Consider the following 21,897-nt stretch of genomic DNA (forward strand, 5'->3'; position numbering starts at 1 on the left):
GGTTCATTGCAGTTCAGAAGGGTCTGGTTGATCTGCGGACTCTGCGGAGATGATGGCTCCGATTTAGATCAGTATGCTTCACGGCCAGAAATTTAGCCTGTCGAACGCGATATCAGTGTATCTGTATTTCTAACTGGATCGACGTCTTAGGGTTTCCTCGGGGCCGCGATTTTCCGTCAGGGAATGAACACGGAGCGAACGCAGCCGTCATTCTTGTGCTTGAACATGGCGTAGCCCCGCGGCGCATCCTCCAGCGAGAAGCGGTGCGTCGCCAGGAACGACGGATTTAGCTCACCCTTCTGGGCATGGTCGAGCAGGCGGCCCATGTAGGCCTGGCCGTGTTGCTGCGCCGTGCGCACGGTCAGGCCCTTGTTCATGATCGCGCCGATCGGGAATTTGTCCATCACGCCGTAGACGCCCAGGATCGATAGGGTGCCTCCCTTACGGCATGCCATGATCGCCTCGCGCAGCGCCTGGCCGCGATCGGTGTGCATGTACGCGAGCTGCTTGGCGCGGTCGTAGGCGTATTGCAGCCCGGTCCCGTGCGCCTCCATGCCGACCGCGTCGATGCAGGCGTCGGGGCCCCGACCGCCCGTCATCTCCCTGAGGACTTCGAGGACGCTGTCGACCTCCTCGTAGTTGATGGTCTCCGAGCCGACATGCGCGCGGGCCATCTGCAGGCGCTCCGGCAGGCGATCGATCCCGATCACCCGCTCGGCCCCCATTAGGAAGGCGCTCTTCTGGGCCATCAGGCCGACGCCGCCGCAACCCCACACGGCCACCACGTCGCCGCGCCGGATGTTGCAGAAATCCGCCCCCATGTAGCCGGTCGGCGCGGCGTCCGACAGAAACAGCACCTGCTCGTCCGGCAGGCCGTCCGGCGCCTTGAAGCAATCGTTGTCGGCGAACGGGACCCGCACATACTGGGCGTGCGCGCCGGCATAGCCGCCGAACGCGTGGGTGTAGCCGTAGATGCCTGCGGTCGGATACCCGAAGAGGGGTTCCTGCAGTTCGGGCTTGGGATGGGTGTTGTCGCAGAGCGAATGAAGCTTGTTCTTGCAGTACCAGCACTGGCCGCAGGTGATGAAGGACGGCACGACGACCCGGTCGCCCGCCTTGACCTTCTTCACTTCGGGCCCGACCTCCTCGACCACGCCCATGAACTCGTGGCCGATCACGTCGCCAGCCTTCATGGTCGGGATGTAGCCGTCGATGAAGTGCAGGTCGGAGCCACAGGTGGTCGACATTGTCACCCGCAGGATGCAGTCGTGCGGGTTGACGATCTCGGGATCCTTGACTGTTTCGACACGGAGGTCGTTGACGCCATTCCAGATGAGCGCACGCATAAAGAGCCTCCTCGTCAGCGCGGGTCGGGCCGAGCCGCCGGCTGGCGCTCGGTGGTGGGGATCTCTCCGGTCTGAACGAGAGCCTTGAAGTAGTGCAGCGACTTGCTCGCGAGGGCCGCCGGCACCGTATCGTTCAGCATCCGGGTCGCGACCCGGCCGAGCATGCCGCCGGGCGGATCGAGGCTGGCGCGCAGGACGACCACCGTGCCCCGGTTGCCCGCAGCGGAGCGGAAGCGGACGGACGCCTCCCGGATCAGGGCTCCCTCGTCCAGGGCCTCCCAGCGCATGAACGCGCCAGGCTCGTCGTCGGCCAAGCGCATGTCCCAGGAGCCGAGATCGTGGCCGGCGCTCCAGCGTGTCCGCCCGTCACCCGTGGGCTGGACATCCGCGAACGGCGCCATGATCCGCCGCAAGGTCTCTGGATCGCGCCAGCGACGATAGAGTTCGTCCTTAGGAATACCCTCGATCGTGATCGAGCGCTCGACCTCCGGCTCATGTCCCGCGGCCGACCGTCGGTTCGGCCCTCTTCCGGTTCGGCTACCCGTTGCGCTCATCTGAGCGCCGATCAGACCGATGGCGGCCACGCCGGCGGCGGCCAGGGCAAGCCCGACGAGGCTGGAACTTGGACGGATATCGGGGGCATCCTGCCGGTGCTGCCGGTGGTGGTCCGGCCGGGACCGTGCGTCTGCCGTTGTTTGCGTGAGACCCGGTCTATCGCGGCGATCGCGCGCGAGAATTTCACCGTCGTGTCCCGCCATGGCACACCTCAGAAGCGTCGAGGGCCATCCGAGCCTACCTGTGCGTGCGAGGGCCTCACACGATGGAGCGGCTCGGTGCTCTCAAGGGCTGCGAAATGTTGTGCTCGAGCTTTACTTTCGGAGAGCTGCCGGCACTCCGCCTTAGGAGATCCGATTGCGCTCGGTTTCTAACGTCGTTCACGCATCCAAAACAATAACATGCGTGAGACTTTTGACATTCGTTCGAATGGGTGGCCGCTCCAATGCTTCCTGCCTCAGATGCGATCGGGTCCGGTTGCCGACGAACACGGGTTGAACCCGATCGGGCGTCGCCTGCACGAGGGTCAGAACGCGGTGGTGCATCGCCCGGTGGCGGCGCTTGCAGGCGTTCAGTTGGGGCGCGACTTCCGTCGAGGCCGCCATCTGCGATCACGGCTCATGCATCCGTCCCGGACGGAGGGTCTCCTGAGGCGGGCGACGCGTCATGCCCCGCTGGCGGCACCCGCGATGCCTGGACGACGCGTTCTACGAGCCGCCTTCGCCCGGCTCGACCACGATCGGCCTGATCGGAGGCGGCATTCCGTCCCCCATCGATCCCCGTGCGGTCCCAGACGCCACTCTTGACGTCGTCATCGAACACCGATTGCAATTGGATCGGTGTCGATACACGTCGTAATTGCTGGAATGGTACTGCCTCTTTGAGTCGTGCTGCCCGCCGGGATACGTTTGTCGTCGACAATCGATTTTCGAGACAGCCGCAGGTAGCAGGTGCCGAAGCTAAAGACCTCCGATGACCGAATTGGTGCGACGGCGCTTCAGTACGCGCTGGATACCTTAGAGATTGCCGGGCCCTGGGATTGGGATATTGGTTCGGACGTGGTTCGTTCCAACACGTTTGTCGCGTTGCTGTTCGGCGTCGACCCTGATGAGGCCGCTGCCGGACTTCCGTTGTCCGCTTACATTCGCGGCGTGCATCGAGACGACCAGGAACACGTCCACACCCTGATTCGCCGCAGCGTCGACGAGGATGTGCCTTTCGTCGCCGAATACCGGGTGCATTCGGCCGATGGCGTCACACGCTGGGTGCTCGACCGAGGGTACATCATGCGCGACTCGTTGGGACGCCCTGCGCGCGGACGCGGCATCATCGTCGACCTGACGCGCTCGCGCACGGGCAAGTTCACCGCCACAGTAGATGATCCTGCACCTGTGGTGTCACCTCTGGAGCAGGCGGCAGACCACGCGGTGGCCGCGCAGCGCATCATCGCCGAACTCCAAGACCCGGACCTGAAGGCACGCGCAGACGCCCTGCTATTCGAAGTGGGGCGGCGGCTGGCTCAGCACGAAGTTCGAGCGCGACGCAGGTACATGAACTAAACGCGCGCTGCACTTCGGCCTACAAGCCAATCGTGTTGATCCGGAAGCGCTCTGAATTTTTATCTTAGGGCGGTTTAATTTAGGGCTTGCATGCGCCGCCCTTAATTGAATGGCGTGGCGACGCTGTGGTGACATTGAATGTCCGCTACGGAGGAGCGTTCCAGTCTGTTACAATGACCGGGAAGGGCGCAAAGCGGAACGACCGCTTCTGCGCCCATCGGCGATCCGGCATGGCTGAGGCTGGCCGATAGCAGCACGTCCGCTTTAAGCGTCTGAACCTAAGGAACCGGACGTTCCATGTGTCTGAGTCCAAAGACTCGGCGCGGTGTGTGCCAAATACTGATAGCTACCTTCTTGAAGACATCTTAAATTCTTAAACTTGAAACACGCTAGGCGTTGACGCAAATTCTTGTCCGAAGCAATCGAAAATGTTCCAAAACAAGCTATCAATATTGTTCCACCGGCGATTTGATATTCAATTTATGCAGGATATTATAAATTTGGAGCGTTGATTGTGTTTTAGCATCCAACGCTTTTCTGGAATGCGTAATAAAAATATCGGATGGCATGTTTCGGCGGGGCCGCCGCAGGGGTCGATCCCACCATATCAGCGGGGTGATCCCGTCAACATACTGGTCGTTTGCACGACGATGACGACAAGCATTGATAATGCCGCGACCACTACCGCATAGGTTACGGTCTTGGTGAACTTGGTCATGGTTGCATCTCCCTCAGCCGCGCTTCCCGTTCTGCACGGCATCGATGGCGTCCTCGCTCGGCAGCACGAAGACTTGGCCGGGATAGATCAGGTCCGGGTCGCGGATCTGATCCAGGTTCGCGTCGTAGATCGCCGTGTAACGGTCGCCTTCGCCATACGTCCGCCGGCTGATCGCCCAAAGGCTGTCGCCGCGCTCGATCCGGGCGGTCCTCACCTCCGGGACGAAGACGATGGCGGCCTCAGGCACGGATCCGAGTGGATCGCGCGCGGGCCCCGAGGATGTCAGCTCCTGGGGTGGGCCGGGGATGGCATTTCGCGGCCCGTCCGCGGCACCCGCGCCCTGGCTCTGGCTCAACGCCGTCGCCGGCGAGGGAGGTGTCGGATGCTGCGCGTTCGATGCCATCGTCCCGCCGTCCTCCTTGTCGGCGGCCGTCGCGGATGGTGCCACGCGCGAACCGTTCGTACCGGCGCTCCGAGCGACCTCCGGAACGGAGAAAGGCACCTCCACGCGGCTGCGGACCTTGCCCGACGCAGTATCGACCTGATCGAGACGGACCTTGTAGGCTCCCGGCTTGACGCCTCTGCCGATGGTGAAGGTCACGGTGCCGTCGCGGCCGACCCTGGCGGGGGCGATCAGGGTGTCGTTGAGGTAGAAGCGCACGGTCGCTCCGGCCCCGGCCTGACCGCTGACGTAAAGCCGTCCGCCTTCCTGCACATCGACGCTGACGATCTTGATCGCGGCATCCCCCGATCCTTCCGCGACCGCCTTCCCCGACGGCGGAGACACTGGTGTATCCGAGGAGGCGGGCTTGGCCCCGTCGGACGAGGCTTGCCCCGTGCCCCCCGAACCGGCATCGCCGCCGTCCCCCGTTCGGCTGGATCGGGAGGCATCCTTGGCGACGGCGGCGGTCGAAGCGCCAGCGGCCGAAGGGGCCTCGCGGGAGCCCAGGACGTGTGGGGACGCTGTGCCCGTCATCGTCCGTGGTGGGGACTTGGCGTCGGGAACCGCGCGGGTCGCCGCCTGCGACGAGCCTGGCTGCGACAGCACCACGGTCGGCTTGTCGGGCGATGTCAGGGCCACCAGCGGCTTGGCATCGTGCGACGGGGAAACCGCCACCGCGACGCTGTCCCGCGATTGGCGAACGAAGCCTCTTCCATCGGTCACCCGGATACCAATTTCGCTGTTGCCGGCCGGGAGCGCCGGGGGGACGACGGCAAACCAACCGTTCGCATCGGCGACCACCTTCGCCGTGGCCTTGCCATCGACCAGCAGTTCTATGGTGGTGTTCGTTGGCGCCTGTCCGGCTACGACGAGTTCCCCGTTGGGCTCGACGCGCACGGTGTCGAAGGTTGGCTCGCCCTGACCCGACGTTCCGGGATCCGTCGCGAAGCCCTGGCCAACGGAACCAACCGGAGCGCCCGCATCCGAAGTGTTTCCTCGGCCGATGCCGACATCCGTCGGCGAGAGGGCCGCCACCGGTCGCGGGCCCTCGCCGAGCGACGCCTGAAGCCGCGACACGATCCGCCTGAGGGCGCCGTCGCCATCGCTCACGGCCAGGACCAGCCCGATCCCGAGGACGAGGGCAAGGAGCGCGATCGCCGCTCCGCGACGTCGTACCGGCGGCATCGCCGGCTTCGTAGAAGCCGGAATGGGCGTCGTCGCGCTCGCTCGGGGCACGCCACGCCGACGGAACAGGGCGGCGAGCAGCCCCACGACGACCAAAAGGAGGGCGGGGAATACCCGAAGGAAGGCGCGGCTCAGGCGGGTCAGCATACCGTTCTCGTTTTCCTATGCCGCCGCGCCGCCTGTCCCGTTGTTCCGGGCATCGGGCCTTCGTTCGGTCGGAGCGGGTGCCCGGGCACCAGGTTCAGGCGCGAGGAAAACAGGCCTCGGCAACGCCGAAGCGCCCGTTTTCCTCGTCCCGTCGGTCAGTCGTCGGCCTCACCCGACGCCCCGCTCCGGGAGTGCTCGTAGGCGGCGATGGCCTGCGAACAGCCCTTCGACAGGTTCTGGCGATTGCGCTTGAAGCAGGCCTTCACCTCGGGGCCGCCCGGCTTCATGCCGGCGCACAGGCGCAGGTAGTCGCCCCCACAACTGGCTCGCATTGCCTCCATCTCAGGTCCGACCTGCGCCGCGGAGGGCCTGGAAACGACGACGGGGCCCGCGAGGGCGAGTGCCGTCAAGGCAAGGATACGGATGTTCATGATGCGATCTTTACGTGCGATGGCCCCGGGATGGTCGATCCACGCGGGTGGTTGCCCGCGTGGATCGCCGTCGTCTCAGCGAGCCGGCTGGCTCGGCGCCGCGGCCGGCGGGGTGGCGAGCTGCTGGCGGGTTTCTGCGAGCTTCGCCTGGGCGGCGGACAAGTCCTGCCGAGCCGCGGCCAGCCGCTCGTCGAGGGCTGCCGCCTCTTTGTTGCGGGTGGCCAGCGTCTCGCTCAGCGTGGCCAGCTCGGCCTGAGCGTCTGTCTGGCGCTCGCGCAGGGCGTCGAGGGCCGCCGTGTCGGCATCGCGGTCGGCGGAGAGCTTCTGTAGCGCCTGCTCTGCCTGGCCTCGCTCGGACACGACGCGGTCGCGCTGCGCCTGGGCCTCGGCGAGTTCCTTGCGGACGTTCGCCAGGGCGTCGCGGGCCTGCTGGGCATCGCGGTTCGCCTGCTCGACCTCGGCGGCGAGCTTGTCCTTGTTGGCGGTCAGGGCTGCGACGGCCTGCTCGGTGTCCGTGCGCTGCTTGGTGGCTTGTTCGGTCGCGGTCCGGGCATCGGCCAGTTCCTTCTGGGCGGCGGCGGCGGCCTCGCGGGCGTTCTGCTGGCGCTCCTCGGCCTTGGCGAGGTCGGCCGTCTTGGCCGTGGCCTCCTGGGTCATGGTCGCGAGATCGGCGCGCAGCTTGGCCTCCTGCACCCGGGCTTCCTCGAGGCGGCGTCCGACCTCGGCGAGATCTTGGGTCCGGTCGACGGCGGCCTTCTCGGCGGTGGCGATGGCCTCGCGCAACGGGGACAGCTTCCCCTCGGCTTGCGTGATCTGGGATTGTAGATCGGTAAGCTTCTGCGTCTCGGCCTCGGCCGCCTTCTTCGCCTCGCTCGCCTTGGCTTCGGCCGCCTGCTGCTCCTGGTTCAGGGTCGCGGCGCGGGACTTCGCCGCCTCGGCCGCCTTGCTCGCCTGTTGGTCCTGCTGTTGGGCGGTGGCGATCTTGGCCTGCAACGCGCTCAAAGTGCCGGCGGTCGAGATCTGCCGGTCCAAGTCGGTCCGGAGCGCCGTCTGTTGGCCCTGCAGGTCCTCGATGCGATGGTCGCGGGCGCTACGCTGGCGCGAGCCGGCGATAGACGCGACGATGAGCCAGATCAGCAGGACGGTGGCCACGACCGCGAGGCTGAACGGCAAGGGTCTGCGCAGTTCGGAGCGATAGTCGATGGCCATGGGGTTCTCGCAAGGTCGGGGATAGGCGGTGGATCGAACCCCGGCGCGGCGTCGCCCGGCGTCTCGTACGGCCGGCGCCCTGAGGCACCGGCCGCGTCGTGGCCTCAAGCCGGGCGGCGGCCGTCGGTGGCGTAGCGGTCGATGGCCGAGGGCAGCTCGCGCGAGAGGCGCGACAGGAGTGCGCTGCGGCTCAGGCCGGTCTGCTGGGTGAGGTGGTCGAGGGTGTCTGGGCCGATGGCGCGTTCGAGGTCGGCCTCGGGGATGTCGCGGTTGACACCCTGGTTGACCCACGAGTTCGCCGTCTCGCCGTGGCCACCCTTGGTGAAGTGGTCGACGAGTTCGCTCAAGCCGCTGGCGATCAGACCGCCGACGCCTGCCGTGCCCAGACCACCAAACAGGTTGCCAAGATTGCCGATGCCACCCGTGGCGCTGGTGTGGGATGCGGTGTTCGGGATCGGCGGGACAGTGCCGTGGCCCGGGTTGAGCGAGGGGGACAATGGGGCGTCAGGGGCCCTCAGCAGCTCGGCGAGCTTGTCGCGGTTCTGGTAGCCGGCCACGGCCAACAGGCCCAGCAGCGCGGTCATCGAGGGATAGCCTTTGCTCATCGGTTTTCCTTGTCGGTTAAGAGGATCGAACGGAGGTCCGCCCGCGGGGACTCCGCCACCGTGCCGGCGACCGGGATCTGACCCGGCTTGGGGCCAGGCTGGTTTGGGAGGGAGGGGCTAGAACTCGGTCGGCTTGATACCGGCCTTCTCCATCCGCTGTTCGGTCTCGCCTGCCAGCGCCTGCAGACCTTGCCGCTCGGGCATCTGGAGAACCGGATCGAGGGCGCGCATCGAGCCGTAGAGGCCGGCGGCTATGGTCGGCCGCGAGCACCGCGCTGCCGCAGCCGCAGAAGACAAGGACGAAGGTGCCGATGAACTCGGCAAGGTACGGGCGCATGGATGGCGAGCTTTCGGATCGAGGTCGGGGATGTCCGCGGGGTGTCGGCAACACGAGACATCCACGGATCCGCGCGGGCGTCCGGGAGCTATGCCGTCATGGACCCGGGCCCGCCGCGCTGGCGGACCCGGTGGTTCGGGTGATCACGGGCAGGGGTGACGGTCGCCATCGTTGCCAAGATAGGTGCCGCTGGCGGCATCGTAGGAGCGGAAGCGACGGGCGCAGGCGGCGACCGCTTCCGGATCGGGTCCGCCCTGCACCACCACCGGGGTGGCCTGAGCCTGCGAATTCGCGATGGCGCCACCGATAATGGCGCCGGCCGCCAGTCCGGCGACGCCGGCGCCGACGGCTGCGCCGACCCCGGGTCCGCGACGGTAGCCGTAGCCCCGACCATAGCCGTAGCCCCGCCCGTAGCCGCGCCCGCCACGCCAGCCGTGACGATGACCGATCCGCCTGTACTGGACGTAGTGGGTCGGCAGATCACCGCGAACCAGCGCTTCGACGGGCGCGGCGGAGGGCGGTGCCGCATAGGCCGGCAGGCCGACCAAGGTGGCGGCAACGGTGGCGGCGAGGGCGAGGGTCAGCTTCATCGTGGATGGTATCCTGGAGGGGGTTCGACAGCGACGGGAAGGTCAGTAGCCCCGACGATTCGTCGGCGCGGAGGACCAACGACCGAGCCGGCGGCTGACGTAGGCGATGACCTTCGGGAGCACGAAGGCGGTGATCAGCTTGCGGATCATGGGACGGGCTCCAGGATTGCGGGTTCAGCGCCGGCGACGGGACAGCCAACCGACCGCGAAGGCGACGGCGGCGAGGCCGAGCAGGGTGGAGGTGCGGTTGTCGTCGGCGTAGCGCACGGCCTGCCGGCCATAGGTGGTGCCGCGCTTACGGGCGTGGCGGGCGAGATCATGGCCGTCCGAGATGAGGTTGCCGGCCCGGTCGCGCGCGTCGTCGACGAGATGACGCCCGTCCTCGATCAGGTCACCGGCGCGATCCCGAACCTCATGCGCGATGTCACGTCCATCCTCGATGAGGTCCTCAGCCCGGTCGCGTGCGCGGCCGTAGGCATACTGCGCGCCGCCGGCGACTTGGTTCACGGCACCGCGCACCTGACGGGTCGGATCACCGGTGATGCCGCCGACGGCGGTCTGCGCGCGACCCTTGAGGTGTCGGGACGCGCCGCGGAACTGATCTCCGTTCATGGGATACTCCTGGATTCGAGGATGATCGAGGCGGCGGGACCTCGAGAGGAGTTCCCGCTGCCGTTTCGGTTCAGCGCTTGCCGGTGACCTTGTCGACGACCGAGGCGATGCCGTCCTTGGCCTCGCCGACGGTGCGCTGAGCCTCGCCCTTGAGCTCCTGGGCCTTGCCCTCGACGACCAGCTTATCGTTGCCCGTGACCTTGCCGGCGGCCTGCTTGACGTTCCCGGCAGCCTCGTTGGCGAGGCCCTTAAGCTTGTCCGTGGTACTGCTCATGGGATGGCTCCTTCGATGTGAGAGGGGGGATATTCAGGCTCGGGCCGGTCGTTGAGACCGGCCGGGGTGGTCGATTCAGACGCGACGGGCGTCGTAGCTGGCGGCGAGGGTGTGGAGCTTCGGGGCGCCGAGGCGGCCGCCGAAGAAGCCCGCCAGGGCGCCGAGGATCAGCGCGAGCGCACCGTAGAACGCGCCCTGGGTGGCGGCCGACTTGGCGACGACGGCGGCGGCCTCAGCCTTCTGCTTGGCCGTGGCGACGGCCTCAGTGTACTGCTTCTCGTAGGTCTGGATCTGGGTCTTGGCCTGATCGACCGGGATGCCCTGGGCCTTGGCCAGCGCGTCGGCGGCGCGGTTCTCGGCCTGTGCCTTCTGCGACGCGTCACCCGTGAAGATGGCGCGGATCGCGGCGACGGCAGCCTCCTTGGCGGCCTGCGGATCCTGGCCGGCGGCTTGGTTGCGAACCGACTGCTCGATGCCGTCGAAGGGATTAGAGATCTTCGACAGCGAGGGGGCCGCAGCCTGGGCCGCCGTCTGCACGGTGCCGCCCACGAGGGAGCCGGCGCCGCCGAGCGTGCTGGTCACGCCCGAGAAGGCACCGCCGATGAGGCCACCGGCCGCCGAGGTCAGCAGGTAGAGCACCACCAGGGTCGTTACCGCCCAAGACACCAGTCCGTGTAAGCCGGCAGCCCCGGTCACCGGCTTGCCCGACAGTCGTCCGGCGAGGAAACCGCCGGCCAGCGAGGCGACGATGCCGGAAGCTACGAACCAGATGCCGGCGCCCATGGACAGGGTCGACGCGGCCGGGTTGTCGGCGGCTGTGGTGCTAACGCTCGACAGGCCGACACCGACGCCGACCATGTTGAGGACGACCTGGGTCACCAGCGCAGTGACGGCTCCGGCGAAGATCGCGCCCCACGACACCTGGTTCAGCAGGACGGTGCGGGTGTCGGCCGAGGCCGCGAGCGCGGTCGAGGGAATGACGGGGGAAGTGGACACGTACAGGTACTCCGGGTCGTCGGTCGTCCGATAAGTTCGGTCGTTCGAGAGGGTGGGCGGGGGGGGGAACCATCAGGTTCGGCCGCGCAGTCCCCGCGCGACCGAACCGTCCGTTGCGGCGCGGAGGGGTCAGTCGCGGCCGTGGATGAGCAGGCCGAGGCCGTAGCCAAGCAGGCCAGCGACGAGCAGCGCGGCGACGGGGTGCTCGGCGATCTGGCTGGTGGCCTCACGGCCGCCCTGGCGCAGCGAGCGGCTGTCGTTCTCGTAGGCGTCCCCTGCGCGGTCGTAGACATCGCGACCGGCAATGCGGACGTAGCGTTCGCCGCGCTCGTAGGTGTCGCTCGCAGCACCCTGGGCGCGACGCGCGCGGTCCTCGACGTCGTCGGACCCGATCAGGCTGCCGACCGTGTCGCGGACCCTGCCGCCGAGGTCGCGTGCCGTGTCGGCTACTGTCTCCGCGGCGTCGCGCACGGTGTCCTTGGCCTGGCCGTACAGGTCCTCGGCGGCACCCTGAGCCTCGCGGGCGCGGCCCTCTACCGAGTCCCGCTTCGAACCGGTGAGGTCGCCCACCGTGCCCTGCACCTTGCCACCGAGCTCCTTGGCAGCGCCTGTGATCCGATCCGTATCAACCATAAGATGTGTCCTTTTCCAGTTCGAAGAGTGTTCGTCGGCTGCGACGCTTGACCGAGGCTAGGGCTTAGGGGTGGCCTCCGGTTTCACGGCGGACTTCGGTAATTTCTGCTGGGACTTGCCCTCAGCCTCGACTTTGGGGGCGCCGACCAACTTTCCAATGGCTTCCGCGATCGAGCCTCTGATCTTTTCTGAGCTGTCCGTCGTCTTCTGGGCGTTCACGGTGCTCTCCAAAGCCTGGACGATTGACGCAACCGTCAGGTGGCCCGCCGATCCCGCCGAACAATGATGCAGATGTACCAGTTGGCAGGTTTTTATTTGCCAGGGCCGGAGGCCGGAAAACCGTTGTCGCGGCCCCAGACGATCGCTTCGGAGCGCTTGTGGACGCCGAGTTTCCGGTAGAGCGACGCGGAGTGGTTCCGCACCGTGTTCCTGGAAAGGTGGAGCCGCCCGGCGATGGCGTCGTCTCCGAGCCCCTGGCAGATCAGGTCCAGGATCTGTCGTTCGCGCACCGTGACGTTCGGGACAATGCCGTCTTGGTGGTCGGCTCCGGGCCGGCGCAGGTTGGCGAGCTTCTCGATCAGCCCGCGGCTGAACCACGAGGTGTCGGCCATCACCGCTTCGATGGCTTCGAACAGCTCGCGCTCGCTGCGCTTGCGCTCGGTGATGTCCTGCAGGACCATGAGGGCGAAGGTCTCGGTGCCGATCTCCACGCGCTCGGCCGAGACCAGGCAATCGAAGTTGGTGCCGTCCTCGTGCCTGAGGCAGACCTCCAGGCCGAGGACGTAACCGGTGCGCGCCACCGCCGTCTCGAACTTGATCCGGGCGGCATCGTGGACCCAGAGGCCGAGATCCGCTGGCGAGCGCCCGGAAACCTTGTCCGTTCCGTAGCCGAATACCCGGGTGAAGGCCTCGTTGGTGCTCGTGACCGCGAAGCCGTCAGCGCGCGCCAGCAAGGTGGGCACGGGCGTCAGGCGGAACGCCTTGGCGAACCGTTCCTCGCTCTGGCGCAATGCCGTCTCCGCCTTCCGGCGCAGGTCCAGGTCGGCGAAGGTGAACAGCATGCATGGTTCGTCGCCCAACTCCATCGGCTGGCCGGCGACGATGACGTAGCGGGTGCCGCCGTCCGGCAGGTCGAGGCATGCCTCCATCTGCGGGATCGTGGCGCCCTGGTTAAGCCGGTTGATCGCCAGGTCCCGGCTCCGGGCGCCGGCCAGCACGTCGACCTCGTAGACGCTGCGCCCGATCACGGCGTCGCGGGTGTATCCGGTCATCTCCAGGAAGCCGAGGTTCACCTTGACGTGGCGCAGGTCCGAGAGCCGGCAGATCACCGCCGGGGCCGGGTTGGCGTTGAAGGTGGCCTCGAAGCGCTCCTCGGCCTCGAACTGGTCCGAGACGTCCTTCAGGATGAGCGCGAGACAGCTCGGATTGCCCTCATGGTCGGTCGCGACGAGGCTGCGCAGGGAATGGACGAAGTCGACGTCGGGCCGGTCGGTCCGCTTCACGTCGACGATGACGTCGTGGAAGCGCTCGCCGGAGACGACGCGCTCCATCGGATACTGGTTCGGGGTGTGGTTGTTGCGGTAGCGAAGCGCGAAACGCTCGCGGTAGGCGTCAACCGTCCCGCCAAGTTCGTCGATAGTCTCAGCGCCATGCATCGCGAGGGCAGCCTCGTTGGCGTAGGCAATGGACTGGTCGGGCTCGACCAGGATCACCCCTTCGGTGAGGCCGGCGATGATCTGCCGAAGCTCATGCCTGTCGACGCCAACCGTCACCTTCGACCACCCTCCCAATGCCTGAATCAAGCCAAGCCGTAACAGGCCACCGCACAGGAGGGTTCCAGTGCAGACTAGCGATCGATTGGTATATTTGGATCATTGACGTGAACGTGATCGATCAGTCAGAACCGTTTTTGTGATCTCCATCGTATAGGGGCTGATACAACCAGTAGTTGCCTGCATGAAGATCGAGTCCCCTGCATGTACTTAAGAACGATGTCTGACGAACCTTCGCCGATCGAGGGATTGCCCCGTCACGTCCAGGATGCAATCGGACGGCAACTGAATGAGCTCATCCCTGAAATAGATGCGGTCGAAGACGATACGCGGCTCGGCCAGGTTTTGCTTCGCCTCCGTGCCGCCTTACTCGACGCCGAGGCGGAACGACAGGTCACAAAATCGTTTGGCGACGAACTCATCGCCCTCGTGCCGCGCCTGCGCCGCTTCGCCCTGGTGCGGACGGCCGCCGCCGCCCAAGCGGACGACTTGGTCCAGGCGACTCTGCTCAAGGCCTGGGAACACCGGTTCCGGTTCGAGGACGGCACGAACCTCATCGCTTGGCTGTTCACGATCCTCCGCAACACGCATCTGAACCAAAGCCAGCGCATGCGGCGCGAGATCGAGGACGTTGACGGGGCCATCGCGGGTACGCTGTCATCGGCACCCGACCAAGAGCATCGGATCGCCCTCTCCGAGTTGCAGGGCGCGCTGGAGACCCTTCCCGAGGACCAACGCGAGACCTTGCTGCTGGTGACGGTGGACGGGCTCCGGCACGAGGAGGCGGCTGCCATCCTCGGCTGCCAGGTCGGCACAGTGAAAAGCCGGGTGAGCCGGGCGCGGGAGCGGCTCGCTACGGCCTTGGGTCTGTCTTGACCGCGCCGACACCCGATGCCGAGGAGGTCGGCCTACCGTTCGATCCCTCCCCCCTCGCCGCACAGGTCCGGGCTGCCCTGGACAGCTACCTGCGGGAACGCGCATCCCACCAGCGCCTGGCCTTCTGGAAGGCTGTCGCCCTCGGCTACGGCGGGGACTTCGAGGAACTCGCCGGATGCCCGGTCCGGGCACCCACCGAGTTCTAAGTCCTGGGCGGGTGCTGCAGGGGCAGGACACTCGGGCGTCGCCATCACGTTCGATTATACCAAATCGTTGCCCTTAAAAATGATGCATCTGCATCATTGAGCGCCGGCATGACGGATATATCTTTCCGCTATCGACGGACTCCCCGAGGCGAGCGGCGAGACGGCTTCGACGGTGTGCCGGGCCATAAGAATTTCCCCGATCAGGTCCGGCATGGCCGCAGGGCCGGGCGTCGTGCCGCTCCGGGCGCGCGTCTGGCCCGTAGGCGATCCATCACGAATGGCCCTGGAGGATCTCACGAATGGCCAATCCCGGTATGCCCGACCCCACTCCCGGAGGTGACATCTCTCCGGAGATGCCGTCGCGACCGGTTCCGGACGAGCGGCCGCTCGGGCCGGACGAGCCCTCCGTGCCCTATAAGGATACGCCCATTGAGGAGCGGGTCGAACCTGGGATCGACTCCGATCCTCTTCCGGGTGTGCCGACCGACCCGGGCCAACGCGCCTGGGCATATCCTTGGAGGCATACGAGGCGCTTGCCATCCAGGAAGCCGTCGAGTCCGGCATGGCACGTTCCGAACTCATGGCGACCCTCGGGGGTCTGCGCTTGACGGAACTCATCCCGCCCCATGCCGGCGAGCCGATAGCGGACTTCGTGGCCCGGGCCACGGGCGAACTCATGGTCCGCTATCTGTCCCTGGACGACGACGACATCGTGCCGCCCCTGACGGGCCGGTCCTGAGAAGGAGCCCATGTCACCCCACTGGAAGATCTCCGCGCTGGCTTTGACCATTGCGTGCGTCGCCCCAGCTCCAGTCGCTGCTCAGACCAAATTCGATGGGCGATGGTCGGTCTCCGCGACCGTCGATGGCGGCAGCTGCACTGGGCCGTACCGATATCCTATCGTTGGTCGTGACGGCGCCGTCGACGACCCGGGCGGCAGCATGACCAACGCCTCCGGACGGGCCGCGGACGACGGCCGCATCGTCGGTTCGATCAAGAGCGGGCTGGCCAGCATCGCCGTCAAGGGACGACTCCGAGCATCCGCCGGATCAGGGCGCTGGAACCTCGCCGGTCCTGTTTCCTGCAGCGGTCGCTGGACGGCAAGCAAGTTCGGCTGACGTGGCAGGCGCCTCGCCATTGACATTGCGAAACAAGAGGAGCGTCTCCCGACATAATAGGAAACAAAAATCTCAGAATACAATCGCAACCGCAAAGTAGATATGCTTATTTGGCATCTATCACAATAGAGGAGATGCCAATGCGGATGAAACTCGCTGGGGCGGCCGTTCTCGCTCTTGGTACGATTGCTGCGACCGCCGGGGCTGCCGAGGCACGGGACGGCTGCGGCATCGGAGGGCACCGCGGATTCTACGGATATTGCCGCCCGAACATAGTGTACCGCCCAGTCGTCTATCGTCCGGTCTTCTACGGCTACCGCCGGGTTGGCTGGTACGGCCCGCGCTGGCACCGATGGGGTGGGTATCGCCATGTAGGCCTCCATCGTCCCTGGGGATGGCACGGCGGCTACAGGCATATCGGCTGGCACGGCGGCGGCTGGCATCAGCGCTGGTGACTTGTGACGAGGCGCCCGGTTCGATCCGGGCGCCTTCCTGCGCTGAGAATCCGGATCCCCCCTTGCAGGCGTCGGTCCCCCGCCTTCTCCAGGGTTGGCACAGCGAGGCCCTCGTGAAGTTCGTTCGCGAGGAATGGACTGCGCGCCGGCGCATCGCACCCGCAATGCTTCCAGCCGAACTCAGGGTGTACAGTCCCGACGTGTGATGGTGCATCATGGACGCTGATGCGTCAGGCGGAGGTTGTACTCTGGCAGGAATTCTTCGTGGCAGGAATTTTTCACGGTAGCGCCCGAACGACGCCGCGTGCCTCCTCCTGAGCCGGCCTAAGGACGAGCTGAACTCCAAAGGTCGAAGGAAAGTAGCCGCGCCCTTGTCGTGGCGTATGACCTGACCCCGAAGACGGTCGCCTGTATGGTCCCGGGATGAGGTGTGACGGACCGAGTCTGAAGCGTTTGGGCTCGTTGGTCCAGACCTGAAAGATATGCTCGTAGGTCGTGAGGCCGCGCAGGGTCTTCAGCCGACGGGCGTGGTTGTAGGCGTCGACGAACAGCTGCAGGTGCGCCCGGAGCTGGTCGTGGGTGTCGTAGTGGTAGCGCTTGACCGTGGCGTCCTTGATGGTGCGGTTCATCCGCTCGACCTGTCCGTTTGTCGGCCGTTGGCCGGAAGACATTTCCAGCAGGACCACGAGCATCCGGGGCGACCGAGCCGCCATGCGGAAGGTCGACGGCGCCAGACCCCATGGCGGGACCGATGCCATCAGCGCCATGCCGGCGGCCCGCCCGCCACGTTGTACGAACTTCTGTACGACGGCATCTCCCAAGGAGTGGCCGACCAGGACGACCGAACCCTGTATGCGGCCTGTCGCCTCGCAGAGATCATCGACGTAGTCGGCCACAGTCCACTCGCGGATGCGTTCGGAGCCCCAACTCCGTCCGTGCCCACGAAGGCTCACCGCATGGGCGTCGAAACCGGCTTCGGCAAAATGATCGAGGAAGTGCCCGTCCCAAACCCAGGCGCCCACGTTGATGCCGAGGACGAACAGCACCGATACATGTCGGCGCTCACCGGTTGCGGGCCCGGATATGAGTTTGAGAGCCGTAGAGCCACCCATTGCCTCCAGCAGATCATCCCGCGTCGCCGCACTTCCATCTGACTTGTTGCGAAAGTCCGGTACGGATCGTCAAGATCCCGGGCGAAGCTCCCTCCCCATACCTGCGGCGCCACTGCGCTGCGGGTCGTCCGGCATAGAGAGGTGGATTGCCCGAACCGTAGGGCGTCTCGCAGTCAGAGCCTTGCCGGAAACATGGAGTCGCAGGTCCTGAAGGCACCCGAGAGCGGATCATGCGACGGGGTAGTGCGGCATACGACAGATCGCGTCGTAGAGCTGCTCCGGAGGGTAGCGTCCGTACTGCTCTCCTTCGGTGCGCGGGGCATGCCCCTGTATCGCGTCGAGGATGTCGGACGATATGCCGGATCGACGCCCGACGGTCTTGAACCGATGCCGCCACCCGTGATTCGGATCGACGCCCGTATCGACGACCCCCAACGAACGGACCCATGCCGCGAGGCGCTCGCCGATCTTCTTGTACAGAGGATGGGCGGAGGTCCAGCTTCGCGCCGCCGTCGGATCGTAGAAGATAGGACCATCTCCCCGTTCGCGCACGTAGGTCGGAAAACCTTGCTCGACGAGATGGGGATGCACCGGTACGTCGCGCCTCAAGCCGGTCTTCACCGAACCGGCTTCGGGGGTGATGCGGATGAGCGGAATTCCGTCAACGACCCGAAAGTCGCAACCTCGGAGCTGCGTCATCTCGTTGACGCGTGCCCCTCCGTACGCGCACAGCCACGGGATCCAGCGTCGGGCTGCAGCATGCTCTCTCGAAATCCGTCCGGTCGATGGGGAAATTGCGGCCGTGAGGATCACGAGCGCTTCGTCGTCGGTGAGATCGCGGTCGCGCAGGCGGATGGGCTTCGGCACCTTCAAGGACAGGCCTTCGACCGGGTTCGCTGAAATGCGCCTGTTCGCCACGGCCCAGTTCATCACGGCCTTGATGCCACCGAGATAGGCGTCGCGCACGGTCCCGGGCGCCAGACCCGATGCCAACAGCGCATCCTTCCAGTCGAACAGCTCCTCCCCCGTGACCCCCGCCAGATCGTCGCTTCCGAGGCGCTACTCGAGCGCGGCCATGACCCCCGACCGTCGCTTGACCGTCGACGGCGCCAACCTCGCCTCCGCGGCATAGGCCGCGAAGACCGGACGCCAGGGGACGATCCGCCGGGCGGGCTCGACTTGCCGTTCCGGCGGTCTTCCCACGGGGATGGTCGACTCCGGTTCGAAGGAATGGATCGGATATGACGGTTCCTTCGCGATTGCCGCGGTCCCGGCCTGTCCGGTCGATTGGACGAGGGCCGCCGCGCCTGCCCTGAGCCGCGCCCATCGCTCCTCAACCTCCCGGCACTTCTCGAGGTGCACCCGACGCGCCGTCGCGGGGTCCTTGGTGCGGAGGGAGGCCTTTTCCTCCGTACGTCCGAGAAGGAGCTGCAGGTCTTTCGGGACGCGTCTTCGGAACCAATACGTACCGGTCGCGGGGTGTCGCCAGGGACGAGGTATTGGGAGAATCATAGGTGGACCACCCGTGTGTACCACTCGGCGGCCCGTAGGTTCTTGAGAAACCTAAGGAACTTTGAACTCAAGGACTTGAGGAAGGAATGGCGGAGACGGAGGGATTCGAACCCTCGATACCCCTTTCGGGGTATGCTCATTTAGCAAACGAGTGCCTTCAGCCGCTCGGCCACGTCTCCGGCGCTCTGGCTCTAGAAGGTCGGATCGGGCGGGTCAACCCGATCCGGGCCGGTGGCGGTGCAGCGGCGGCGTTCGTAGTGCTTGGCGATGCGCAGATGCCGCGAGATGGCGTAGTTCATGGCCGTCAGGAAGCCGTAGGTGCCGCGCACGACGTGGCGTCGGCCGAGGTAGGCCTTGAGGAAATTGCCCGGCAACTCGACGAACACGCGCCAGGTGGGAATCACCACGCCCCGGGCCTCGAGGTCGTCCGCCTGCTGGTCGGAATAGCGGTTGAGCTTGTCCAGCTGATCGCCGAGCGAGCGCACCGAAAAATGGTGGATCACCCCGCGGAGGCGGCCGGGCTTCACCCCGGGCTCCAGGGCGACCCGGTCGTGCACCGGGGAGGCCGCGTAGCGCCCCCGGTCCTTGCGGTAGAGGCGCACCGGGGTGAGCCGGTAGGCCCAGGGATGGGGCCGGCCCTCGCCCGGAAAGACCTCCGCGATGCCGATCCGCCAGGCCGCCCGGCCGGGCTCGCCGGAGGCGAACAGGGTGCGGATCTCGGCCGCCAGCTCGGCGGGAACGACCTCGTCGGCGTCGAGGTTCAGCAGCCAGACGTGCCGGCACTGCTCCTCGGCGAAGCGCTTCTGCGGGCCGTAGCCGGGCCAGGGATTGTGGATCACCCGGGCGCCCAGCGTGGCCGCCAGGGCTTGGGTGCCGTCCGTGGAGCCCGAATCGACCACCACGAGGTCGTCGGTCAGGTCGCGCACCGCCCGGATGGTGGCGCCGATCCGGTCCGCCTCGTTCCGGGCGATCAGGAAGATCGACAGGGGCAGCGGTCCCGCCCCGGCCGCCCGCGAGCCCGCCGGCGCGCCGGTCACGCCAGCCAGTCCGGAACCCGGTCGAGGGCGACGAGGGCTTCGACGCTCACGCGCGGGCGCACCACGGCGGCCCGGTCGCCGCGCACCAGCACCTCCGGCACGAGGGCGCGGGTGTTGTAGGTGCAGGCCTGGACCGCCCCGTAGGCGCCCGCGCTCATCACGGCGATCAGGTCGCCCGCCTGCACCGCGGGCATCTCGCGGTTGAGGGCGAGATAGTCGCCGGTCTCGCAGACCGGGCCGACCACGTCGGCGACGATGCGGGGCGCGTCCGCGCCCGGCTCTGCGACGGGCCGCAGGCCGTGATAGGCCTCGTACAGGGTCGGCCGGATCAGGTCGTTCATCGCCGCGTCGACGATCACGAAGGTGCGCCCTTCGGACTGTTTCACGTACAGCACCCGGGTGACCAGGATCCCGGCATTGCCGGAAATCATCCGGCCGATCTCGAAGACCGGGCGCAGGCCGAGCGGCGCGAAATGCGGACGCAGGGTCGCGGCCAGGGCGGCGGGGTCGGGTGGCGGGGCGTTGTCGTCCCGGTACGGGATGCCGAGGCCGCCGCCGAAATCGATGTGGCGCAGGGGATGGCCGGCCGCCAGCAACTGTCGGGCGAGGTCGGCGAGCAGCCGTGCCGCGCTGGCGAACGGGGCCAAGTCGGTGATCTGGCTGCCGATATGCATGTCGACGCCGTGGATCGCGATCCCCGGCAGGGCGGCGGCCGCGGCATAGACCTCCGGGGCCCGGGTGATCGGGATGCCGAACTTGTTCTCGTACTTGCCGGTGGAGATTTTGGCGTGGGTGCCGGCATCGACATCCGGGTTGACCCGCACGGAGATGGGGGCGGTCAGGCCTAGGCCGACCGCCGTCTCCGACAGCTGGGCGAGTTCGGGCTCGCTCTCGACGTTGAAGCAGAAGATCCCCGCCCGGAGCGCCGCCACCATCTCGTCCCGGGTCTTGCCGACGCCGGAGAATACGATCTTGGCCGGGTCGACCCCGGCCGAGAGAGCCCGATGCAACTCGCCGCCCGAGACGATATCCATGCCCGCGCCCTGGGCGGCGAGCGTCCGCAGCACGGCCTGATTCGAATTCGACTTCATGGCGAAGCAGACCAGCGCGTCGTCGCCCGCGAAGGCCTCCGCGAAGACGCGGTAGTGCCGCTCCAGGGTGGCGCTGCTGTAACAGTAGAAGGGGGTGCCGACCTCCGCGGCAAGGCCCGTCAGATCGACGTCCTCGGCCTGCAGGCGACCGTCGCGATAGTGGAAGTGGTGCATCTCGGCCGTGTCTCTCCTGCGTGCCGGAGCGCGGGGTGTTTCCCGTGAAACATCCCGGCCGCCTGCCGGCGGGGCGCCCATCGACGAGGGGGACGACACGGCGTAGGCGCGGAGGCGGGCTCCGGCAAAAAGCCGTCTACAGCAGCGGATCGAGAATGAAAGGCTCCTTGGGGATCCGGTAGCCGCGCTTCGCGCCGCGGCCGGTCTCGATCGGGGCCCCGGTGCCGCCCGGCGGAACCGCCGCGATGGACAGTTCGTCCCCGGCCCGCACGGCCGCGGCCGTCGGCTCTTCCGCGCCGCCGCCGAGACCGACCGAGACCGGCAGGGTCCGGCGGCCGGCGACCGCATCGGAGCCCGCCTGCGCGGTCGGGGACGGGGCCGCGGTCTGCGGCGGCTCCAGGGAGCCGCGTCGGCCGCAGGCGGCGAGCGCCAGGGCGATGAGGCCGGAAGCGGCGAGGAGCTTCAGGGCGGGAGACGACAACATCGCGCGAGGGTCCGGCGGGCTCGGCGCCGGCGCTCGAGGGCCGGCGGGAGCCTTACCTTAGCGGTTGGCGGGCGGCGGCGCGAGCGCGGACCCGCCACAGCAAGCGGCTTCGCCTCAGCCCCGCTGCTCCTTGGTGCCGCGGGCGCCCTGCTTGCCCTTGGCCGGGGCGTCCTGCTGCTGCTGGGCCTCGTACGCGTCGATCGCCCGGCGGCAATTCTCGCTGAGCTTCTTCCAGTTCTTCTGGAAGCAGGCGTCGGTGGCCGGGTCGTCAGGGGCGAGGTTGCCGCAATAGGTCAGATAATCGCCGGTGCAGTATTTCTTCAGGGTCTCGTTGCCGCGCTTCGACTGCTGCGCCGCGGCCGGCAGCGTCAGGGCGGTAGCCGCCGCGACGGCGAGAAGGATTGGCTTCAGGCGCATGGGG

The 21,897-nt window shown here is 67.0% G+C and carries 26 protein-coding genes, 1 tRNA gene and 1 pseudogene; 6 read left to right on the forward strand and 22 right to left on the reverse strand.

Going from position 1 to position 21,897, the window contains the following annotated elements:
• Positions 1 to 176: 176 nt before the first annotated feature.
• The 3 genes from ACYQPG_RS05265 to ACYQPG_RS05275 form a co-directional block, all read right to left on the reverse strand.
• Positions 177 to 1,346: a zinc-dependent alcohol dehydrogenase gene (locus ACYQPG_RS05265; RefSeq protein WP_147908379.1), complete on the reverse strand. Its 1,170-nt coding sequence runs from the start codon at positions 1,344 to 1,346 to the stop codon at positions 177 to 179.
• Positions 1,347 to 1,360: 14 nt separating this feature from the next.
• Positions 1,361 to 1,900, reverse strand: a complete 540-nt coding sequence (locus ACYQPG_RS05270; protein WP_246692068.1) for an SRPBCC family protein — start codon at positions 1,898 to 1,900, stop codon at positions 1,361 to 1,363.
• A gap of 381 nt (positions 1,901 to 2,281) precedes the next feature.
• Positions 2,282 to 2,506: a hypothetical protein gene (locus ACYQPG_RS05275; RefSeq protein WP_147938796.1), complete on the reverse strand. Its 225-nt coding sequence runs from the start codon at positions 2,504 to 2,506 to the stop codon at positions 2,282 to 2,284.
• Between the two features lie 345 nt (positions 2,507 to 2,851).
• Here ACYQPG_RS05275 and ACYQPG_RS05280 point away from each other — a divergent pair, with 345 nt between their 5' ends.
• Positions 2,852 to 3,460: a PAS domain-containing protein gene (locus ACYQPG_RS05280; RefSeq protein ID WP_461230437.1), complete on the forward strand. Its 609-nt coding sequence runs from the start codon at positions 2,852 to 2,854 to the stop codon at positions 3,458 to 3,460.
• Positions 3,461 to 4,191: 731 nt separating this feature from the next.
• Here the strand turns inward: ACYQPG_RS05280 and ACYQPG_RS05285 are convergent.
• From ACYQPG_RS05285 to ACYQPG_RS05335, 11 genes are all read right to left on the reverse strand, one after another.
• Positions 4,192 to 5,952 carry a LysM peptidoglycan-binding domain-containing protein gene (locus ACYQPG_RS05285; protein ID WP_461230438.1) on the reverse strand — a complete coding sequence of 587 codons (1,761 nt, stop codon included), beginning with the start codon at positions 5,950 to 5,952 and terminating at the stop codon, positions 4,192 to 4,194.
• 155 nt (positions 5,953 to 6,107) lie between these two features.
• The gene (locus ACYQPG_RS05290) at positions 6,108 to 6,383 is read right to left on the reverse strand and encodes a hypothetical protein (RefSeq protein WP_147908388.1); all 276 of its coding nucleotides are present in this window, start codon (positions 6,381 to 6,383) and stop codon (positions 6,108 to 6,110) included.
• A 75-nt stretch (positions 6,384 to 6,458) separates the two neighbouring features.
• A complete protein-coding gene (locus tag ACYQPG_RS05295; protein ID WP_461230439.1) occupies positions 6,459 to 7,592 on the reverse strand; it encodes a chromosome partitioning protein ParA in 1,134 nt (377 codons plus the stop codon).
• A gap of 104 nt (positions 7,593 to 7,696) precedes the next feature.
• Positions 7,697 to 8,197, reverse strand: coding sequence for a YidB family protein (locus tag ACYQPG_RS05300; RefSeq protein WP_147908390.1), 501 nt, complete (start codon positions 8,195 to 8,197; stop codon positions 7,697 to 7,699).
• 480 nt (positions 8,198 to 8,677) lie between these two features.
• Positions 8,678 to 9,124, reverse strand: coding sequence for a BA14K family protein (locus tag ACYQPG_RS05305; RefSeq protein WP_461230440.1), 447 nt, complete (start codon positions 9,122 to 9,124; stop codon positions 8,678 to 8,680).
• Positions 9,125 to 9,298: 174 nt separating this feature from the next.
• Positions 9,299 to 9,736, reverse strand: a complete 438-nt coding sequence (locus ACYQPG_RS05310; RefSeq protein WP_461230441.1) for a CsbD family protein — start codon at positions 9,734 to 9,736, stop codon at positions 9,299 to 9,301.
• Between the two features lie 70 nt (positions 9,737 to 9,806).
• Entirely contained in the window at positions 9,807 to 10,010 is a 204-nt protein-coding gene (locus ACYQPG_RS05315) for a CsbD family protein (protein WP_147908393.1), read from the reverse strand.
• A 75-nt stretch (positions 10,011 to 10,085) separates the two neighbouring features.
• Positions 10,086 to 11,006, reverse strand: a complete 921-nt coding sequence (locus ACYQPG_RS05320; RefSeq protein WP_147908394.1) for a PhnA-like protein — start codon at positions 11,004 to 11,006, stop codon at positions 10,086 to 10,088.
• A 129-nt stretch (positions 11,007 to 11,135) separates the two neighbouring features.
• Positions 11,136 to 11,639 carry a CsbD family protein gene (locus ACYQPG_RS05325; protein ID WP_461230442.1) on the reverse strand — a complete coding sequence of 168 codons (504 nt, stop codon included), beginning with the start codon at positions 11,637 to 11,639 and terminating at the stop codon, positions 11,136 to 11,138.
• Positions 11,640 to 11,696: 57 nt separating this feature from the next.
• Entirely contained in the window at positions 11,697 to 11,858 is a 162-nt protein-coding gene (locus ACYQPG_RS05330; protein ID WP_147910238.1) for a CsbD family protein, read from the reverse strand.
• 92 nt (positions 11,859 to 11,950) lie between these two features.
• Complete coding sequence (locus ACYQPG_RS05335; RefSeq protein WP_147910239.1) at positions 11,951 to 13,411, reverse strand: helix-turn-helix transcriptional regulator; 1,461 nt, start codon at positions 13,409 to 13,411, stop codon at positions 11,951 to 11,953.
• A 219-nt stretch (positions 13,412 to 13,630) separates the two neighbouring features.
• Between ACYQPG_RS05335 and ACYQPG_RS05340 the strand changes: the two genes are divergently transcribed.
• The 5 genes from ACYQPG_RS05340 (at position 13,631) to ACYQPG_RS05360 (ending at position 16,066) form a co-directional block, all read left to right on the forward strand.
• Positions 13,631 to 14,287, forward strand: a complete 657-nt coding sequence (locus tag ACYQPG_RS05340) for a sigma-70 family RNA polymerase sigma factor (RefSeq protein WP_461230443.1) — start codon at positions 13,631 to 13,633, stop codon at positions 14,285 to 14,287.
• Complete coding sequence (locus ACYQPG_RS05345; protein WP_461230444.1) at positions 14,284 to 14,493, forward strand: hypothetical protein; 210 nt, start codon at positions 14,284 to 14,286, stop codon at positions 14,491 to 14,493. Before ACYQPG_RS05340 ends, ACYQPG_RS05345 begins: the two co-directional genes overlap by 4 nt.
• A 562-nt stretch (positions 14,494 to 15,055) precedes the next feature.
• On the forward strand, positions 15,056 to 15,232 hold the full coding sequence (locus ACYQPG_RS05350; RefSeq protein ID WP_187193456.1) for a hypothetical protein: 177 nt from the start codon (positions 15,056 to 15,058) through the stop codon (positions 15,230 to 15,232).
• A gap of 10 nt (positions 15,233 to 15,242) precedes the next feature.
• Positions 15,243 to 15,611 (forward strand): hypothetical protein, encoded by a 369-nt coding sequence (locus ACYQPG_RS05355; RefSeq protein ID WP_461230445.1) that lies wholly within the window; start codon positions 15,243 to 15,245, stop codon positions 15,609 to 15,611.
• 140 nt (positions 15,612 to 15,751) lie between these two features.
• Entirely contained in the window at positions 15,752 to 16,066 is a 315-nt protein-coding gene (locus ACYQPG_RS05360; RefSeq protein ID WP_461230446.1) for a GCG_CRPN prefix-to-repeats domain-containing protein, read from the forward strand.
• A 413-nt stretch (positions 16,067 to 16,479) separates the two neighbouring features.
• On the opposite strand, the pseudogene ACYQPG_RS05365 reads toward ACYQPG_RS05360, so the two are convergent.
• The 8 genes and pseudogenes from ACYQPG_RS05365 to ACYQPG_RS05400 form a co-directional block, all read right to left on the reverse strand.
• Positions 16,480 to 17,178, reverse strand: a pseudogene (locus ACYQPG_RS05365) (alpha/beta hydrolase); the annotation flags it as partial.
• Between the two features lie 228 nt (positions 17,179 to 17,406).
• Positions 17,407 to 18,171, reverse strand: coding sequence for a site-specific integrase (locus ACYQPG_RS05370; RefSeq protein WP_461230447.1), 765 nt, complete (start codon positions 18,169 to 18,171; stop codon positions 17,407 to 17,409).
• 66 nt (positions 18,172 to 18,237) lie between these two features.
• Complete coding sequence (locus ACYQPG_RS05375) at positions 18,238 to 18,690, reverse strand: DUF6538 domain-containing protein (protein WP_461230448.1); 453 nt, start codon at positions 18,688 to 18,690, stop codon at positions 18,238 to 18,240.
• An 87-nt stretch (positions 18,691 to 18,777) separates the two neighbouring features.
• Positions 18,778 to 18,869: transfer RNA gene (locus ACYQPG_RS05380), tRNA-Ser, on the reverse strand.
• Positions 18,870 to 18,881: 12 nt separating this feature from the next.
• On the reverse strand, positions 18,882 to 19,727 hold the full coding sequence (locus ACYQPG_RS05385) for a glycosyltransferase family 2 protein (RefSeq protein WP_461230449.1): 846 nt from the start codon (positions 19,725 to 19,727) through the stop codon (positions 18,882 to 18,884).
• A complete protein-coding gene (gene lysA, locus ACYQPG_RS05390) occupies positions 19,724 to 20,992 on the reverse strand; it encodes a diaminopimelate decarboxylase (protein WP_461230450.1) in 1,269 nt (422 codons plus the stop codon). Before lysA ends, ACYQPG_RS05385 begins: the two co-directional genes overlap by 4 nt.
• 136 nt (positions 20,993 to 21,128) lie before the next feature.
• Positions 21,129 to 21,476: an LPS translocon maturation chaperone LptM gene (lptM, locus tag ACYQPG_RS05395; protein ID WP_147909940.1), complete on the reverse strand. Its 348-nt coding sequence runs from the start codon at positions 21,474 to 21,476 to the stop codon at positions 21,129 to 21,131.
• 114 nt (positions 21,477 to 21,590) lie between these two features.
• On the reverse strand, positions 21,591 to 21,893 hold the full coding sequence (locus ACYQPG_RS05400; protein ID WP_147909941.1) for a 3',5'-cyclic-nucleotide phosphodiesterase: 303 nt from the start codon (positions 21,891 to 21,893) through the stop codon (positions 21,591 to 21,593).
• Positions 21,894 to 21,897 lie beyond the last annotated feature (4 nt).

It is taken from the genome of Methylobacterium sp. CM6246, assembly GCF_054818005.1.

Excerpts from the sequence above, each read along its gene's own strand:
- ACYQPG_RS05270 (WP_246692068.1), bottom strand. The coding sequence starts at position 1,900 with ATGAGCGCAACGGGTAGCCGAACCGGAAGAGGGCCGAACCGACGGTCG.
- ACYQPG_RS05315 (WP_147908393.1), bottom strand. The coding sequence starts at position 10,010 with ATGAGCAGTACCACGGACAAGCTTAAGGGCCTCGCCAACGAGGCTGCC.
- ACYQPG_RS05265 (WP_147908379.1), bottom strand. The coding sequence starts at position 1,346 with ATGCGTGCGCTCATCTGGAATGGCGTCAACGACCTCCGTGTCGAAACA.
- ACYQPG_RS05295 (WP_461230439.1), bottom strand. The coding sequence starts at position 7,592 with ATGGCCATCGACTATCGCTCCGAACTGCGCAGACCCTTGCCGTTCAGC.
- ACYQPG_RS05400 (WP_147909941.1), bottom strand. The coding sequence starts at position 21,893 with ATGCGCCTGAAGCCAATCCTTCTCGCCGTCGCGGCGGCTACCGCCCTG.
- ACYQPG_RS05300 (WP_147908390.1), bottom strand. The coding sequence starts at position 8,197 with ATGAGCAAAGGCTATCCCTCGATGACCGCGCTGCTGGGCCTGTTGGCC.
- ACYQPG_RS05310 (WP_461230441.1), bottom strand. The coding sequence starts at position 9,736 with ATGAACGGAGATCAGTTCCGCGGCGCGTCCCGACACCTCAAGGGTCGC.
- ACYQPG_RS05325 (WP_461230442.1), bottom strand. The coding sequence starts at position 11,639 with ATGGTTGATACGGATCGGATCACAGGCGCTGCCAAGGAGCTCGGTGGC.
- ACYQPG_RS05360 (WP_461230446.1), top strand. The coding sequence starts at position 15,752 with ATGCGGATGAAACTCGCTGGGGCGGCCGTTCTCGCTCTTGGTACGATT.
- lptM (WP_147909940.1), bottom strand. The coding sequence starts at position 21,476 with ATGTTGTCGTCTCCCGCCCTGAAGCTCCTCGCCGCTTCCGGCCTCATC.
- ACYQPG_RS05350 (WP_187193456.1), top strand. The coding sequence starts at position 15,056 with ATGGCACGTTCCGAACTCATGGCGACCCTCGGGGGTCTGCGCTTGACG.
- ACYQPG_RS05355 (WP_461230445.1), top strand. The coding sequence starts at position 15,243 with ATGTCACCCCACTGGAAGATCTCCGCGCTGGCTTTGACCATTGCGTGC.
- ACYQPG_RS05375 (WP_461230448.1), bottom strand. The coding sequence starts at position 18,690 with ATGATTCTCCCAATACCTCGTCCCTGGCGACACCCCGCGACCGGTACG.
- ACYQPG_RS05290 (WP_147908388.1), bottom strand. The coding sequence starts at position 6,383 with ATGAACATCCGTATCCTTGCCTTGACGGCACTCGCCCTCGCGGGCCCC.
- lysA (WP_461230450.1), bottom strand. The coding sequence starts at position 20,992 with ATGCACCACTTCCACTATCGCGACGGTCGCCTGCAGGCCGAGGACGTC.
- ACYQPG_RS05285 (WP_461230438.1), bottom strand. The coding sequence starts at position 5,952 with ATGCTGACCCGCCTGAGCCGCGCCTTCCTTCGGGTATTCCCCGCCCTC.
- ACYQPG_RS05305 (WP_461230440.1), bottom strand. The coding sequence starts at position 9,124 with ATGAAGCTGACCCTCGCCCTCGCCGCCACCGTTGCCGCCACCTTGGTC.
- ACYQPG_RS05340 (WP_461230443.1), top strand. The coding sequence starts at position 13,631 with ATGTCTGACGAACCTTCGCCGATCGAGGGATTGCCCCGTCACGTCCAG.
- ACYQPG_RS05275 (WP_147938796.1), bottom strand. The coding sequence starts at position 2,506 with ATGGCGGCCTCGACGGAAGTCGCGCCCCAACTGAACGCCTGCAAGCGC.